A 15,618-nucleotide genomic window follows, 5' to 3' on the forward strand; every position below is an offset into this window, starting at 1 on the left:
AAATTATTCATGCAATCAACTCGTCCCATTCGCCAAGCATTGCTTAGCGTGTCCGATAAATCCGGTATTGTGGAATTCGCCCAAGGCCTCGTAAAGCGCGGTGTTAAACTGCTTTCTACCGGCGGTACGGCAAAACTTTTAGAACAAAACGGCTTGCCGGTAACCGAAGTGTCCGATTACACCGGTTTTCCGGAAATGATGGACGGTCGCGTGAAAACCTTACACCCGAAAGTGCACGGTGGGATTTTAGGTCGTCGTGGTACGGATGATGCTATTATGCAGCAACATGGCATTGAAGGCATTGATATGGTGGTGGTGAATTTATATCCTTTCGCCGCAACCGTGGCTAAGCCAAATTGCACGTTAGAAGATGCCGTGGAAAATATTGATATCGGCGGCCCAACCATGGTGCGCTCTGCCGCGAAAAACCATAAGGATGTGGCGATTGTCGTGAAAAATCAGGATTTTGATGCCATTCTTGCCGAAATGGATCAACATCAAAACAGCTTAACCCTGGAAACCCGTTTTGATCTTGCTATTAAAGCGTTTGAGCACACAGCGCAATACGATTCTATGATCGCGAACTATTTCGGACAATTGGTGAAACCTTATCATGTGGCAGCCGAAGAAGATGCAGAGGCGAAGTGCGGTCAATTCCCGCGGACTTTAAATTTGAACTTCGTGCGTAAACAAACCATGCGTTACGGCGAAAATGCCCATCAAAATGCCGCATTTTATGTGGATCTCAATGTAAAAGAAGCGAGTGTGGCAACGGCAAACCAACTGCAAGGTAAAGCCCTGTCTTACAACAATATTGCCGACACCGACGCAGCCCTCGAATGTGTGAAAGAATTTGATGAACCTGCTTGTGTGATTGTTAAACACGCTAATCCATGCGGGGTGGCTTTAGGAAAAGATATTTTAGAGGCTTACAATCGTGCCTATCAAACAGACCCAACCTCAGCCTTTGGCGGTATCATTGCTTTTAACCGTGAATTAGACGAAAAAACGGCAAATGAAATTGTAGAACGTCACTTTGTGGAAGTGATTATCGCACCGAAAGTGTCTGCGGAAGCTGTTGAAGTGGTGAAACGTAAGAAAAATGTCCGTTTGCTTGAATGTGGAGAATGGCAAGCGCGTACCCAACGTTTAGATTTCAAACGCGTGAACGGTGGCTTGTTGGTGCAAGATGCGGATTTAGGCATGGTGGGCTTGGATGATTTAAAAGTGGTCAGCAAACGTCAACCGACCGAACAAGAACTGAAAGATTTATTATTCTGTTGGAAAGTGGCGAAATTCGTGAAATCAAATGCCATTGTTTATGCCAAAGATAACCAAACCATCGGTATTGGCGCAGGTCAGATGAGCCGCGTGTATTCGGCCAAAATCGCCGGTATTAAAGCGCAAGATGAAGGCTTGGAAGTGGCCGGTTGTGTGATGGCATCCGATGCGTTCTTCCCATTCCGTGATGGCATTGATGCGGCGGCGAAAGTAGGCATTCAATGCGTGATCCATCCGGGCGGTTCAATGCGCGATCAGGAAGTGATTGATGCGGCAGATGAGCATAATATGGTGATGGTATTGACGGGAATGCGGCATTTTAGACATTAAATATTACGGGGTTGGGCTACCTAGGGTAACAAGTTACCCTAGGTTAGTTATAATTTTGCCCTTTGGGGCAAGAGCAATGTTCCCCAAAGGGGAACCATTATGCTTAACCGTGGGTATACTTACCCACGGCGATTCACAAATACAAGGATCATTATGAACATTCTCATCATCGGAAACGGCGGTCGTGAACACGCCCTCGCTTGGAAAGCGGCGCAATCTCCATTAGCAGATAAAATTTTCGTTGCACCGGGCAATGCGGGGACGGCGTTAGAACAAAAGGTTGAAAACGTGAATATTGCCGCAACGGATATTCCTGCGTTAGTTAAATTTGCCCAAGATAACCACGTTGGTTTAACGATCGTGGGGCCTGAAGCGCCACTTGTGATTGGTGTGGTGGATGCGTTTCGTGCGGCGGGATTGAACATTTTCGGGCCAACACAAGCGGCGGCGCAATTGGAAGGTTCCAAAGCATTCACCAAAGATTTTCTCGCTCGTCACAAAATCCCAACGGCAGAATATCAAAACTTCACCGAAGTCGAACCGGCATTAGCTTATTTGCGTGAAAAAGGCGCGCCAATAGTCGTTAAAGCGGATGGTTTGGCGGCAGGTAAAGGCGTGATTGTGGCGATGACGTTGCAAGAGGCGGAAGACGCAGTGCGGGATATGCTGTCCGGTAATGCCTTTGGTGAAGCCGGCAGTCGGGTGGTCATTGAAGAATTTTTAGATGGCGAAGAGGCGAGTTTTATCGTCATGGTGGACGGCAAAAACGTCGAACCTATGGCGACCAGTCAAGACCATAAACGTGTGGGCGAAAAAGACACGGGCTTGAACACCGGCGGCATGGGGGCTTATTCTCCTGCGCCTGTGGTGACACCTGAAATTCATGAGCGCGTGATACGTGAAGTGATCTATCCAACGGTCAACGGTATGGCGGCAGAAGGCAATGTTTACACCGGTTTCTTGTATGCCGGTTTGATGATCATGCCAAATGGTCAGCCGAAAGTGATCGAATTTAACTGTCGTTTCGGCGATCCGGAAACCCAACCCATCATGTTGCGTTTAGAATCGGATTTGGTGGAACTTTGTCTTAAAGCTTGTGATGGCAAATTGGACGAAGTGACATCCCAATGGAATCCAAAGGCTTCTTTGGGCATCGTATTGGCAGCAGAAGGCTATCCGGGCGATTATCGCAAAGGCGATGAAATCACTGGTTTGCCACAAAGTGCGGTGGAAAATGAAAAAGTTTTCTTGGCGGGCGTAGAAGCGAAAGCGGGCAAGTTAGTCACTAACGGTGGTCGTGTACTTTGTGCTGCGGCATTGGGGGAAAGTGTCTTTGAGGCACAACAGAAAGCGCTAAAACTGGCTGAACAAATCCAATGGAACGGTCGTTTTTATCGTCGTGATATCGGCTACCGCGCCGTGGCACGTGAGCAGAAAAAATAGCAAAAAAATGATTCGTAAGTTCGTCTAAGTACTTGCGAACACCAGATGGCGGTGTCGGCAAAGGCGACGTTAAAAATCCAATGGATTTTTTGACCGCACTTTTATGAATGGTTTTCATTGATTTGATGAAAATTTAGGACTTAACTTTTAATTAAATTTCAATCCATAAACAGTTAAACTATACCACTCAAAATTACATAACGAGGAAAACACAATGTTTAAAAAGAGCATGAACATCGCAGATTACGATCCGGTTTTATGGCAAGCCATTCAAGATGAGAATCGTCGTCAAGAAGAACATATTGAATTAATCGCTTCTGAAAACTATGCCAGCCCGCGCGTAATGCAAGCGCAAGGTTCTCAATTCACCAATAAATATGCGGAAGGCTATCCGGGCAAACGCTATTATGGTGGTTGTGAGTACGCTGACATTGTGGAACAGTTGGCGATTGATCGTGCGAAAGAATTATTTGGCGCAGATTATGTGAACGTGCAACCGCACTCCGGTTCACAAGCGAATGCGGCCGTTTATATGGCATTATTGAATCCGGGCGACACCATTTTAGGCATGAGCTTGGCACATGGTGGTCACTTAACCCACGGTGCTTCTGTGAGTTTCTCCGGTAAAATTTATCATGCAGAGCAATATGGCATTACCGATGAGGGTTTGATTGACTACGATGCTTTGCGTAAACAAGCGCATGAAGTGAAACCAAAAATGATCGTGGGCGGTTTCTCTGCTTATTCTCAAGTAGTTGATTGGAAAAAAATGCGTGAGATCGCAGATGAAGTGGGCGCCTATTTATTCGTGGATATGGCGCACGTTGCCGGTTTAATTGCCGCAGGTGTTTATCCTAATCCGTTGCCGCACGCCCATGTTGTTACAACGACAACCCATAAAACCTTAGGCGGTCCACGTGGTGGTTTAATTTTATCTGCCAGCGGCGATGAAGAGATGTATAAAAAACTTCAATCTGCGGTCTTTCCGGCTGGTCAAGGTGGTCCATTAGTTCACATTATTGCGGCAAAAGCAGTGTGCTTCAAAGAAGCATTAGAGCCGGAATATAAAATCTACCAACAAAATGTCTTGAAAAATGCAAAAGCCATGGTTGAGGTGTTTAAACAACGAGGTTACAAAGTGGTTTCAAACAGCACTGAAAATCACTTGTTCTTGGTGGATTTAGTTCAACAAGGTTTAACCGGTAAAGCGGCGGATGCAGCACTTGGTAAAGCAAACATTACCGTGAATAAAAACTCTGTACCGAATGATCCACAAAAACCATTTGTGACTTCCGGTATTCGTGTAGGGACACCTTCCGTTACCCGTCGTGGCTTTAACGAACAAGACTGTCGTGAACTTGCCGGCTGGATGTGTGATGTGTTAGATGCACTCGGTAAAGACAATGAAGAACAAGTGATTGCTGCGACGAAAGAAAAAGTATTGGCAATCTGTAAACGTCTTCCGGTTTACGCCTAATTATTCAGGCATTTCTCTTTAAGCGGCGAATTTCGCCGCTTTTTTATTGCTTAAAGAGCGGTCGAAAAATAAAAGGTTTTTTCTGATGTATTAGAGAAATGCGATAAGTGTGGAAAATAAAAAAGGTCGTTAAAAAACGACCTTTTTTGTTTTAGTGATTTTTATGGTAACTCTTCAATATCATCTTTGTTCACTTTAGGTTGAACCATGTGTTCACGGGTTAAACCTAAGTCATAGGCGATAGCAATCGCAATGAAGATGGAAGAATAGGTACCGAATCCGATCCCGATGAGCAACGCTAGCGAGAAACTGTGAATTGTCGGGCCGCCGAAAATGAAGAGGGCGATAACGACAATTAACGTGGTGACCGATGTCATAATAGTACGGGATAGGGTTTGAGTTAAGGAAATATCGATGATGTCGATGGCGGAAATCCGTCTGATTTTACGGAAGTTTTCACGCACACGGTCGAATACCACGATACTGTCATTTAACGAGTAACCTACCACGGAAAGGATCGCCGCAATAAAGGTTAAATCCATTTCGATTTGTAAGTAAGAGAATGCACCGAGGGTGACAATCACGTCGTGCGCTAAAGAAAGCACACCACCGGTTGCTAAGCGCCATTCAAAACGCATGCCCACATAAAGCAAGAGCATAATGAGGGTGGCTAAGGTGGCGTAAATGGCCCCTTGGGTTAATTCTTCACCTACGTTAGGTCCGACAAATTCAATGGAACGGATTTGAATATCACTATCCAATGTGTTCAGCATTTTTTTGACGTGATCGCCGATTTGCGCATCATCGGTTGCCGGTAGGCGAATCATCACATCGCGCACACCGCCGGTGGTTTGTACGAGTGGACTCTCAATGCCGTTTTGTACCAACGTAGAACGGATTTTTTCCAGATCTGCCGGTTGGGAGAAGTGGGTATCTACCACCACACCACCGGTGAAATCTAATCCCCAGTTGAAACCTTTGGTAAACACAAAGAATAAGGAAACCGCGATAATCACGACGGAAGCAAGATAGCCCCATAGACGGAATTTCATGAATTCCACTAAACGGAAAGGGAGTTTAATGCCTTGAATTTCTCTAATTGGCTGACTTCTATTTTCTAAATTCACAATATATTTCCTCACCGTTAAATTGATAATTTATCAATTCGTTTGCCGCCGTATAAGAAATTCACGATTGCGCGTGTTCCGGTGATTGCGGTAAACATGGAGATAGCAATCCCTAAAGATAAGGTGATTGCGAAGCCTTTGATCGGACCCGTCCCTACAGCATAAAGTGCTACCGCAGTCAAAATGGTGGTTAAGTTCGCATCGAAGATAGAACTGAATGCACCGCTATAACCTTCGCTAATAGCTTGTTGAACAGGGCGACCGTTGCGAATTTCTTCTTTTATTCGCTCAAAGATCAACACGTTTGCGTCCACGGACATCCCTACCGCCAATACGATACCGGCAATCCCCGGCATGGTGAGCGTGGCGCCCGGTAATAAGGACATCAAGCCGACCAATAAAATGATATTGACGATTAAGGCGACATTGGCGATAAGACCGAATTTACGGTAGTAAATCACCATAAAGGCGACGACGATCATTAAGCCCCAAAAACTTGCTTGCAAACCTTGTTCGACGTTTTGCGCACCAAGAGATGGACCGATGGTGCGTTCTTCCACGATTTGAATCGGCGCAATTAACGCACCGGAACGAAGTAATACCGCAAGGTTTTGTGCTTCAGCCGGAGAGTCAATGCCAGTAATTTGGAATTGACTACCGAAACGGCCTTGAATCGTCGCAACGTTAATCACTTCCTCGTGTTTTTGTAAAATGGTTTTGCCATTTTCGTCTTTTTTACCGCTGTCTTTATATTCCACATACAACGTTGCCATCGGTTTTTGGATGTTGGCGCGGGTGGTTTGTGACATGATTTCGCCGCCTTCGCTATCCAAGGTGACGCTCACTTGCGGTCTAGAGGTATTTTGATCCACACCGGAACTGGCGTTCGTAATGTGCTCACCACCTAATACGGCACGTTTATATAGCACAATAGGGCGATTGTTTCTGTCATATTTCACTTCAGAATCAGAGGTCACCATGCCGCGAGCGGCTGCCTCTAAGTTTGCATTACCATTGACTAAGCGGAATTCAAGGGTCGCCGTTGCTCCAAGAATTTCTTTCGCACGAGCAGTATCTTGTACCCCCGGCAATTCAACCACGATACGTTCTGCGCCTTGGCGCTGAATCACCGCTTCAGCCACACCAAGTTCGGTGACACGTTTACGCAAAATACTTAGGTTTTGTTCAATCGCACTTTCGCGTGCTTCGTTTAATGCCGCATCAGATAACGCCAAAGACAGGGTATTATCAGAAATCGCACGAATGTCTAAGGTCGGATGCTGTTTGCGCAAATAACGCTGTACATCAGATAACTGTTCCGGATTCACCAAACTTACGATTGTGGAAAAATTCTCCGCTGACTTAATTGCGCTGTATTGATATTTTTCTTTGCGCAATTCGGTACGCAAGGAATCTTGTAATTGCTCTTGACGTTTGGTGAGCGCAGAGTTCATATCCACTTCCATCAGGAAGCGTACACCACCACGCAAATCCAAGCCCCATTTCATCGGATTGCCGCCAATGCTGCTTAGCCATTTTGGCGTTGCCGGTGCAAGGTTCAGGGCGATAGAGTAGTTATTGCCTAATTTTTCAGTGATTTTATCTTTGGCGAGTAATTGGTTATCGGTATTGTTAAAACGTACAAGAATAGAGCCGTTTTCTAACACGATGGATTTTGTTGCCAGATTATTTTCTTTTAGAACAGTTTGAACTTCGCTTAGCACGCTGGAATTAGCTTCCTGGCCACGAGTTCCTGAGATTTGTACGGCAGGATCTTCACCGTAAAGATTTGGAAGAGCGTATAAAATACCAATGGCGACCAAAAAGATCACCATTAGATTCTTCCATAAAGGGTAACGATTTAACATAGATTTCCTGTTCCCTTGAGGAATGTAAGATTAAAGGGTTTTAATTGTGCCTTTCGGTAATACCGCTGCAATGTAGTTGCGGTTGATGGTCACTTCAGTGCTGTCGTTTAACGCGATAACGATGCTGTCGCTGTTTTCAACTACTTTGGTGATTTTACCAATGATACCGCCGGCGGTTAATACTTCGGTGCCTTTGGTTAATTCGGACATTAATTTTTTGTGTTCTTTATTTCTTTTCGCTTGCGGACGATAAATCATGAAATAGAAAATCAATCCGAAGATGATAAAAATAAATAACATTGACATTGGGCTGCCTTGTTGAGCTTCCATTCAAATTTCCTTTTAGTTAATGAAAAGAGAAGACGCTGTGGAGCGTCCGTAAACTGATTAAAATCGGCAGTTAAAATACCATAAATTCGCTGAAATGTGAAAATGATATTGTAAAAATGACGGCAAAAACGACCGCACTTTTGAAGGCTGAAAATAGGGAGGTTACTTGTTGATTTTGGTGATTTGAATGGTACGTTGAGATTGACTTATTACGGTAAAAGACAACTGCTTTGCTTCGCAAAATAAACGAAAATCTTCGATGTCACTTTCCGCAGCAAGCCACACCGTCAAGACATCATTTGGGGCTAATGTGTTGACGGCATTTTTCGTCATTAATAACGGCAGAGGACAACGATACTCACGAGTATCAAGTTGATATTCCATAATTTAAATCAACGATAGCTTAAGCTTGTACGCGACGACGAGCGCTCATGATGTCACCGATTTCGCGTAATTCGGCTTCCGATAAATGTTGTTTACCAAGCTCAAATAACGGCTCTTCCAACGCGATATGTTTGTCGTAGCCTGACACCACATTGTTGATCAATGCCATATCGACATTCTCCCGTTCGCCATTCAACAAGGCTTGCAACTGTTCAGATAATTTTGCCCAGTTATCATGTAAGGTCACGTGCTGTCTTTCTAATTCATCAATGTCTTTTTGCGCTTCCGGCACATATTTCACCAACAGTGGGAAAAAATCTTTTTCCTCATCATCATGGTGCAATGGGGCTGACTGATTGAAATAGTTGAGAATTTGCTGAACGTCATTTTTCACCGCCTGATTACAACCGTTTTTTGCCAAATAATCAGGCAAAATCGTCAACTGCCGACAAAAACGTTTCACTTTGCTATGACAGGCATACAACATTTCAATGGGTTCATTCCATGTGGCAAATTGTTGAGGGGATAACTCAATCATATATTTTCTCCAATAATTAAATAGTTATTAGTGTCCGCATCTATCTTCACAAGGTTTGCCGTCGTTATCTCCATCCATTTTTGTATTCGGACAATTGCGAAGAAAATAGCGGGCTTCTTCACAAGAGTTCATTTCGGAGCAGTATTGACGACCATCACACGAGAATCTTTGATTTGGTTTTGAATACGAAAGGTTATTTTTTTTGATAAATACAGTTTTATTTGTATGGTCTTTAAAACTTATTTCAGAAGGTCCAGTATACTCCTCTTGTTTTTGGGTATTTTTGAAGTACATTTGTGCCTTGCCTATCCAGTATTTACTTTTCCAAATGAATTCCTCAACGGTCTCTCTGACTGGGGAGCGAGGTATTGAACATTGCCATATTATAAATCCAACACTAGAAAACAGGAGTGTAGCGACTATAAATTTTGTTATTTTAGAATTTAGCACTTTGAGGTTCCTAGTTAGAAAATTAATCTTAAACAAAAAGCGCGGTCGAAAAAACACTTAAATTTTCCACCTCACTTTTAACTGATTATTTTTCTGTTTCTGCAAGTTGTAACGGTGGAACAGGCTTGCCGATTCTCGCATAAAATTCCACCACGAAATCATCGAAGCGATCGTCTTCAATGGCTTGACGGATTTCCGCCATTAAACGTTGGTAATAACGTAAGTTGTGGATGGTGTTTAGGCGCGCGCCGAGGATTTCGCCACATTTATCCAAATGATACAAATAGGCTTTGGTGTAATTCTTACAGGTGTAGCAATCACAGTGCGGATCTAACGGGCTGGTATCGTCTTTGTATTTGGCGTTGCGGATTTTCACAATGCCATCAGTGACGAATAAATGACCGTTACGTGCATTACGGGTTGGCATCACACAGTCGAACATATCGATGCCGCGGCGTACGCCTTCCACTAAGTCTTCAGGTTTGCCCACGCCCATTAAATAACGTGGTTTGTCGGCAGGGATTTGCGGGCAAATGTATTCCAAAATGCGGTGCATATCTTCTTTCGGTTCGCCCACAGCCAAACCGCCCACGGCATAACCGTCGAAACCGATGTTCACCAAACCTTCCAGGGACACTTTGCGTAATTCTTCAAAGGTGCCGCCTTGGATAATGCCGAATAGGGCGTTTTTGTTGCCTAATTCATCAAAACGGTTACGGCTACGTTGCGCCCAACGTAAAGACATTTCCATCGATTTTTTGGCATAGTCAAACGTTGCCGGGTAAGGCGTACATTCATCGAAAATCATCACGATGTCGGAACCCAAATCATATTGGATTTCCATGGATTTTTCCGGTGATAAGAAAATGCGTTCACCGTTGATTGGGTTTTGGAATTTCACGCCTTCTTCGGTGATTTTGCGCAACTTGCCTAGACTGAAAACTTGGAAACCGCCGGAGTCCGTGAGGATAGGACGATGCCATTGCATAAAATCGTGCAAATCGCCGTGTTTACGCATCACTTCTTGCCCCGGACGAAGCCATAAATGGAACGTGTTACCGAGGAGTATTTCTGCGCCAGTTGCACGAACTTCTTCCGGTGTCATGCCTTTTACCGTGCCATAAGTGCCCACCGGCATAAACGCCGGGGTTTCAACCGTAAATATACCTTGTGGGCGTTCAAATACCAAGCGACCACGACGGGCGTTGCCACTGGTTTTATCTAATTCATACTTCATTTTATTTCCTCAACGAATAAACAGTTCGAAGGTTTTTAGTCAATAAAAAAGCCTGAGTAACAGGCTTGAGTTGTAGGATTTTAGGTGGAGAACCTAAATAAGTCAATTTCTATTCCATTCCCTTAACATGGGGATTTTTGTTGATAAACATGGCATCGCCATAACTGAAAAAACGATAGCGATTTTCTACCGCACTTTTATATGCATTCATCGTATGGCTAAACCCTGCGAAAGCAGAAACCAGCATAATCAAAGTGCTTTCCGGCAAATGGAAATTGGTAATTAAACAATCCACCACGCGGAATTTTTTGCCCGGATAAATGAAAATAGACGTATCGGAAAAATACGGTTCAATTAACGCTGCACTTTGTTTTTCTTCTGCCGCTAATGCAGCACTTTCAATGGAACGTACGGAAGTTGTTCCCACGGCAATCACGCGCTTGCCGGCTTTCTTGGTGGCTAGAATGGCATCGCAAACCTCTTGCGGCACTTCCACGTATTCTGCGTGCATAACATGATCTTCAATGTTTTCAACACGTACCGGTTGGAATGTTCCTGCGCCCACATGCAAGGTTACAAAGGCGAAATTGACGCCTTTCTCTTTGAGTTTGGCTAGAAGTTCATCATCAAAATGTAAACCGGCTGTCGGTGCGGCAACCGCCCCCGGCACTTTGTTATAGACGGTTTGATAACGTTCTTGATCCGCTTCTTCGTCAGGACGATCAATATAAGGCGGTAAAGGCATATGCCCGATTTGTTGTAAAACGTCAAAAAGTGCGGTCTGTTTTTCAGCGATTTCAATTTCAAATAAACTGCCTTGGCGACCAACCATCAAGGTTTTTACACCGTTGCCTTCGCCTAATTTATCTTCACCTAAAATCAGTTCAGCCCCTTCTTTCGGCGCTTTGGAAGCGCGAACATGGGCAAGAAAACGAGATTCGCTTAATACGCGTTCCACCAAGACTTCTATTTTTCCGCCACTGATTTTGCGCCCGAACATCCGCGCAGGAATAACACGGGTATTATTGAAGATCATCAAATCGCCCGGATGAATCAATTCCAACACATCGGCAAAAGTGCGGTGGAAAATGTCCCCATTTTCGCCATTTAACTGCAATAAACGGCTGGCAGTTCGCTCTGTTTTAGGGTAACGGGCAATCAACTCATCAGGTAAATCAAAATAAAAATCGGCAACACGCATAATGGAACATTTGGTTTGAAAAAGAGGGCGGTAGTCTAGTGCGAATTGGGGAGAATCTCAAGGAAATAAAAGAAATCACGCTAATTTCTTTTGGCGAATATGTAGAAGAAAGTGTTTGTACGGACTAATTGATTCTTTAATCTATGTTTTACTTTTCTCCAGACAAAAAAAAAGCCCTTTCAAGGGGGTAAGGGCTAAAAGTATTTGGAGTCATATTTTTTTAGGGTACGAGTTGCATTATATGCTTCCAAATTAATAATGCAACATTTATTTAACAATAAATTAACTTTTCTTTTCGTGCGGATTGCGCGTGTTGGTATCAACCAAATTTCGCATGAGCAACGCATAATCCAAATGAATATCCTGTGGCACATCTAAAAAGACAAAGTGTCCGTCGCCCAAGGCCGCATCGACTTCCGCATTTTTGCGATTGAGCATTTTGTTGATTTTAAACACGATATTGCCTTGTGGTGTCATCATTTCCACTTCATCACCGAGCAAGAATTTATTCTTCACTGCCACTTCTGCCATGCCAAGTTCATTACGTTTACCGGTGAATTCGCCGACAAATTGTTGACGATCGGAAATGGAGTAGCCGTAGTCATAATTTTGGTATTCATCATGAGTGTGGCGACGTAGGAAACCTTCGGTATAACCACGGTGGGCAAGGGACTCTAAGGTATCCATCAAGCTTTCATCAAATGGTTTGCCGGCAGCCGCATCGTCAATCGCTTTGCGATACACTTGGGCGGTACGGGCACAGTAATAGAAGGATTTGGTACGACCTTCGATTTTTAAGGAATGCACGCCGAGTGAGGTGAGTTTTTCCACATGTTGCACGGCGCGTAAATCTTTCGAGTTCATGAAGTAAGTGCCATGTTCATCTTCAAAGGCGGTCATTTGCTCATCAGGATTTTGCGCTTCGGTGTAAAGGAAAACTTTATCGGTCACTGCGCCTTCGCCCAAGGTTGGGGCGACATTTTTCACCTCAATCTGTTGGCTCGGGTCGAATTTCGGCACGATATTGCCCACATCATCTACTTTGCCTTCTTCCATTTTGTATTCCCAACGGCAGGCATTCGTGCAGGTGCCTTGGTTTGGATCGCGTTTGTTGATATAGCCGGAAAGGAGGCAGCGACCGGAATACGCCATGCAGAGTGCGCCATGCACGAAAATTTCCAGTTCAATATCCGGTACTTGTTGGCGGATTTCGGCGATTTCATCAAGAGAAAGCTCACGCGACAAAATCACGCGGGTTAATCCCATTTGTTTCCAGAATTTCACAGTTGCCCAGTTCACCGCATTGGCTTGCACGGAAAGGTGAATATCAATGTCAGGGAAGTGTTCACGTACCAGCATAATCAAACCGGGATCGGACATGATCAGCGCATCCGGCCCCATGTCGATAACCGGTTGTAAATCCTTAATAAAAGTTTTGAGCTTGGAATTGTGCGGCGCAATGTTCACCACGACATAGAACTTTTTGCCTAGCGCATGGGCTTCATCAATGCCGATTTTTAAATTGGCGTGATTAAATTCATTATTGCGTACGCGTAAGCTGTAACGCGGTTGGCCGGCATACACGGCGTCTGCGCCATAAGCAAAGGCATAACGCATATTTTTTAGGGAGCCGGCAGGGGAGAGTAATTCAGGTTTAAATGAGGTTGTCATAAATGTCTCTTATGGTCTGATGTCAAGTCAGGAATTTGCGCAAGGCAAATCGTAAAGAGGGGTATTTTAGGCGGATTTTGCTTTTTGTAAAGGATAAGTGCGGTGGAAAAATAAAATGTTTTTTAGCGGAGTGAGAATAAAAAAGTGGGCATATAGCCCACTTTCTTGTGAGGGTATTTAGTCTTTACTTTCCGACTGAGAAGAATCCATCATCAGTTCATGTTGCTTCAGAAGTTCTTCTACGGTTTTTCCGTTAATTAGAAAACGGTTATTGTCCCTTTCTAATGTCAGAACATAGTTATCGCCTTCTTCGATAAATATCGGAAATAGTCGTTCTTCCGGTTTAAGCTCAGTCAACAAGGCTTGCCAAAATGGTGAGGCTTTTTTGATTTTTAAACTTTCTTCATCAGAAGTCTCTGCGAGGCCTTTGCTTAGAACAATATTGGTCGTGCTTTGCATATTTTCGATGAACATGTCTGCGATGGACTGTTTATCTTTAGTTGTTTTTAAAGCGCCTTTAAGGTGGATACTCACTGGATACGCTTTTGTGGTTGGATAGGTATTTAAATTGAAGGTGAGGGTTGTGTTATCACTGGCTAAATCTAGATCTTTCCATTGATTTCCAAGGAGTTTTTGTGTTGTTTCCGGTGTGAAATAAGCTGAACACAATGATGCAGTCAACCCAAAGCAAAACTGATTTTCTGCAAATTGAGCAACATTATTCACGGTGAGCGGTAGATTGAACGCAAGATCTTCCATTTGCGCCTGTGCTTCAGACAACGTCAGTTTTTTTAGTGAAAGCGTGGAATTTCCTCGATATTGGTTGTTTTCCTCTGAGCCTTGATGTTTTAACGCTAATGTTTCCAAAGAGACATTTTGGTAATTAAATGCTTGTAATGAGATTTCTGCATTGCTGTTTCCAGCCATTGTGTTTGCCCATTGTTTCTTCAGCTTTAATAAGGTCTTGTTATCTTCTTTGGGGGCATTTTTGATGGAGAGGGCATCTAAATAGAGCGGAATAAATGCCAATTTGTTTTCCAAGTTATAGCCATCAAGTTGATAGACGATTTGAGCTCCTTTGGCTTCCCATTGTTTGCTTTGATCTTCCGGCGTCTGTTTGATGCCGGCAACATTTAATTGCAAAGCCAGATTGGCTTTAGTGAGATCTGCATTTGCCATCGTTAAATTGAGTTTTGCCTCATTTAAATTAAAGTAAGGCTTTTGATTTTTAGGCACATCCACGGATTTGACGGAAAGGGTTCCGTTAAATGTGTGATTTTGCGTGAGGACGGCGGATAAAAAATTGGCTACCTGTTTAATATTTTGCTCACCGTTCAGCTGTTTCTTAAATTCATTGGCAAAATCCACCGCACTTGTTACACCTTGCTGTTGTAGATTCAGCGTTATGCCGTTAATCACGGTTTGGCTTTCTTCTGTAGTACGTTCTTTGTTGGCAATGCGTAAGGTGTCGCTACTTAATTGGGTGGAAAGATCGCGCAAGTCTGTATCAGCCGATTTTGTGACACTGAATTGATAACGGGTATTTTTCAGTTGGATTTTGGTGTTTTCTCCATTTAACAAATCCCATTCGGCGTTTTTAGCATTGAGTTCAAGGTTTGAAATGTCGTATTGGTTTTCACCAACAGGCACAAATTTAATCTGGGCACCAATTTGTTCTAATTTGCTGTTTTTATCATAGTTAAAGCCGCTTAAGTTGGCATTAAGCGCTACGTTTTTTGTGCCTGCATTAAAGTCTAGACTGACTGAAAGCGCTTGCGTTTTGTTCGTAAAATCACGGAAGTCGGTAAGTATGTTTGATTGCAGATAATCGCCAACCGGTGAAAATTTGCTGTTAATGGTGTTTTTATCAATGGTGATATTGAGATCTTTGTTTAATTGACGCACCAATTGTTCGGAAAGTTTCGATTCTGCCGTAATGAAAAAAGGCAATGCCGTCAGTTTGGTAGAAATAATATTGGTTTTTTGACCATCATTATTTTCTAAACTAAAGGTAAGCTCACGACTGAAAAAGTTCTTGGCACTTTCCGTCACATTGAGGCTGAGTTGATTATCTAAAGAATAAGGGAATTTTTGTAAAACCTGATCCACTTGCTGATTGGTATAAAACTGCGCGCCCCCACCAAGTGTAATAATCATGGCAGCAAGGGTTAAAGTGACTTTTCTTTTTTTACTCATGTGATTCTCAAGCTTAGGTTAAGGTTGTTTCGATGACGATACGGAACGCCAACGTTAAAAATGCTGTAAATAATAACCGCACTTT

Annotated in this window: 13 protein-coding genes; 3 read left to right on the top strand and 10 right to left on the bottom strand. The window is 43.5% G+C overall.

Annotated features, from left to right (window positions below; translation table 11 throughout):
- Positions 1-9 precede the first annotated feature (9 nt).
- The 3 genes from purH to glyA all read left to right on the top strand — a co-directional run bounded on the left by purH (position 10) and on the right by glyA (position 4,531).
- Positions 10-1,611 (top strand): bifunctional phosphoribosylaminoimidazolecarboxamide formyltransferase/IMP cyclohydrolase, encoded by a 1,602-nt coding sequence (gene purH, locus DK415_RS01205; RefSeq protein WP_109432082.1) that lies wholly within the window; start codon positions 10-12, stop codon positions 1,609-1,611.
- Between the two features lie 153 nt (positions 1,612-1,764).
- Positions 1,765-3,054, top strand: a complete 1,290-nt coding sequence (purD, locus tag DK415_RS01210; RefSeq protein ID WP_109432083.1) for a phosphoribosylamine--glycine ligase — start codon at positions 1,765-1,767, stop codon at positions 3,052-3,054.
- Between the two features lie 214 nt (positions 3,055-3,268).
- Positions 3,269-4,531 (top strand): serine hydroxymethyltransferase, encoded by a 1,263-nt coding sequence (gene glyA / locus DK415_RS01215; protein ID WP_109432084.1) that lies wholly within the window; start codon positions 3,269-3,271, stop codon positions 4,529-4,531.
- Between the two features lie 161 nt (positions 4,532-4,692).
- Here glyA and secF read toward each other — a convergent pair whose 3' ends face one another.
- The 10 genes from secF to DK415_RS01265 form a co-directional block, all read right to left on the bottom strand.
- Complete coding sequence (secF, locus tag DK415_RS01220) at positions 4,693-5,658, bottom strand: protein translocase subunit SecF (protein WP_109432085.1); 966 nt, start codon at positions 5,656-5,658, stop codon at positions 4,693-4,695.
- Positions 5,659-5,675: 17 nt separating this feature from the next.
- Positions 5,676-7,526: a protein translocase subunit SecD gene (gene secD / locus DK415_RS01225; protein ID WP_109432086.1), complete on the bottom strand. Its 1,851-nt coding sequence runs from the start codon at positions 7,524-7,526 to the stop codon at positions 5,676-5,678.
- Between the two features lie 30 nt (positions 7,527-7,556).
- The gene (gene yajC, locus DK415_RS01230) at positions 7,557-7,856 is read right to left on the bottom strand and encodes a preprotein translocase subunit YajC (RefSeq protein ID WP_006718961.1); all 300 of its coding nucleotides are present in this window, start codon (positions 7,854-7,856) and stop codon (positions 7,557-7,559) included.
- 162 nt (positions 7,857-8,018) lie between these two features.
- Positions 8,019-8,240, bottom strand: coding sequence for a sulfurtransferase TusA family protein (locus DK415_RS01235; RefSeq protein WP_109432087.1), 222 nt, complete (start codon positions 8,238-8,240; stop codon positions 8,019-8,021).
- A gap of 19 nt (positions 8,241-8,259) precedes the next feature.
- Positions 8,260-8,778 (bottom strand): hemerythrin domain-containing protein, encoded by a 519-nt coding sequence (locus DK415_RS01240; RefSeq protein ID WP_109432088.1) that lies wholly within the window; start codon positions 8,776-8,778, stop codon positions 8,260-8,262.
- 27 nt (positions 8,779-8,805) lie between these two features.
- The gene (locus DK415_RS09485; protein ID WP_204098389.1) at positions 8,806-9,228 is read right to left on the bottom strand and encodes an excalibur calcium-binding domain-containing protein; all 423 of its coding nucleotides are present in this window, start codon (positions 9,226-9,228) and stop codon (positions 8,806-8,808) included.
- A gap of 85 nt (positions 9,229-9,313) precedes the next feature.
- Entirely contained in the window at positions 9,314-10,465 is a 1,152-nt protein-coding gene (gene tgt, locus DK415_RS01250) for a tRNA guanosine(34) transglycosylase Tgt (protein WP_109432089.1), read from the bottom strand.
- Positions 10,466-10,574: 109 nt separating this feature from the next.
- Positions 10,575-11,666, bottom strand: coding sequence for a tRNA preQ1(34) S-adenosylmethionine ribosyltransferase-isomerase QueA (gene queA, locus DK415_RS01255; RefSeq protein ID WP_109432090.1), 1,092 nt, complete (start codon positions 11,664-11,666; stop codon positions 10,575-10,577).
- 282 nt (positions 11,667-11,948) lie between these two features.
- Positions 11,949-13,337, bottom strand: a complete 1,389-nt coding sequence (trhP, locus tag DK415_RS01260) for a prephenate-dependent tRNA uridine(34) hydroxylase TrhP (RefSeq protein WP_109432091.1) — start codon at positions 13,335-13,337, stop codon at positions 11,949-11,951.
- Positions 13,338-13,514: 177 nt separating this feature from the next.
- Complete coding sequence (locus DK415_RS01265; protein WP_109432092.1) at positions 13,515-15,533, bottom strand: hypothetical protein; 2,019 nt, start codon at positions 15,531-15,533, stop codon at positions 13,515-13,517.
- Between the last annotated feature and the right edge of the window lie 85 nt (positions 15,534-15,618).

This window comes from Aggregatibacter segnis, from assembly GCF_003130075.1.
Taxonomy (GTDB): Bacteria; Pseudomonadota; Gammaproteobacteria; order Enterobacterales; family Pasteurellaceae; genus Aggregatibacter; species Aggregatibacter segnis_A.

What these genes read in the sequence shown, in the direction of transcription:
- purH (WP_109432082.1), top strand. Translation starts at nt 10, where the DNA reads ATGCAATCAACTCGTCCCATTCGCCAAGCATTGCTTAGCGTGTCCGAT.
- purD (WP_109432083.1), top strand. Translation starts at nt 1,765, where the DNA reads ATGAACATTCTCATCATCGGAAACGGCGGTCGTGAACACGCCCTCGCT.
- glyA (WP_109432084.1), top strand. Translation starts at nt 3,269, where the DNA reads ATGTTTAAAAAGAGCATGAACATCGCAGATTACGATCCGGTTTTATGG.
- secD (WP_109432086.1), bottom strand. Translation starts at nt 7,526, where the DNA reads ATGTTAAATCGTTACCCTTTATGGAAGAATCTAATGGTGATCTTTTTG.
- yajC (WP_006718961.1), bottom strand. Translation starts at nt 7,856, where the DNA reads ATGGAAGCTCAACAAGGCAGCCCAATGTCAATGTTATTTATTTTTATC.
- DK415_RS01235 (WP_109432087.1), bottom strand. Translation starts at nt 8,240, where the DNA reads ATGGAATATCAACTTGATACTCGTGAGTATCGTTGTCCTCTGCCGTTA.
- DK415_RS01240 (WP_109432088.1), bottom strand. Translation starts at nt 8,778, where the DNA reads ATGATTGAGTTATCCCCTCAACAATTTGCCACATGGAATGAACCCATT.
- tgt (WP_109432089.1), bottom strand. Translation starts at nt 10,465, where the DNA reads ATGAAGTATGAATTAGATAAAACCAGTGGCAACGCCCGTCGTGGTCGC.
- queA (WP_109432090.1), bottom strand. Translation starts at nt 11,666, where the DNA reads ATGCGTGTTGCCGATTTTTATTTTGATTTACCTGATGAGTTGATTGCC.
- trhP (WP_109432091.1), bottom strand. Translation starts at nt 13,337, where the DNA reads ATGACAACCTCATTTAAACCTGAATTACTCTCCCCTGCCGGCTCCCTA.
- DK415_RS01265 (WP_109432092.1), bottom strand. Translation starts at nt 15,533, where the DNA reads ATGAGTAAAAAAAGAAAAGTCACTTTAACCCTTGCTGCCATGATTATT.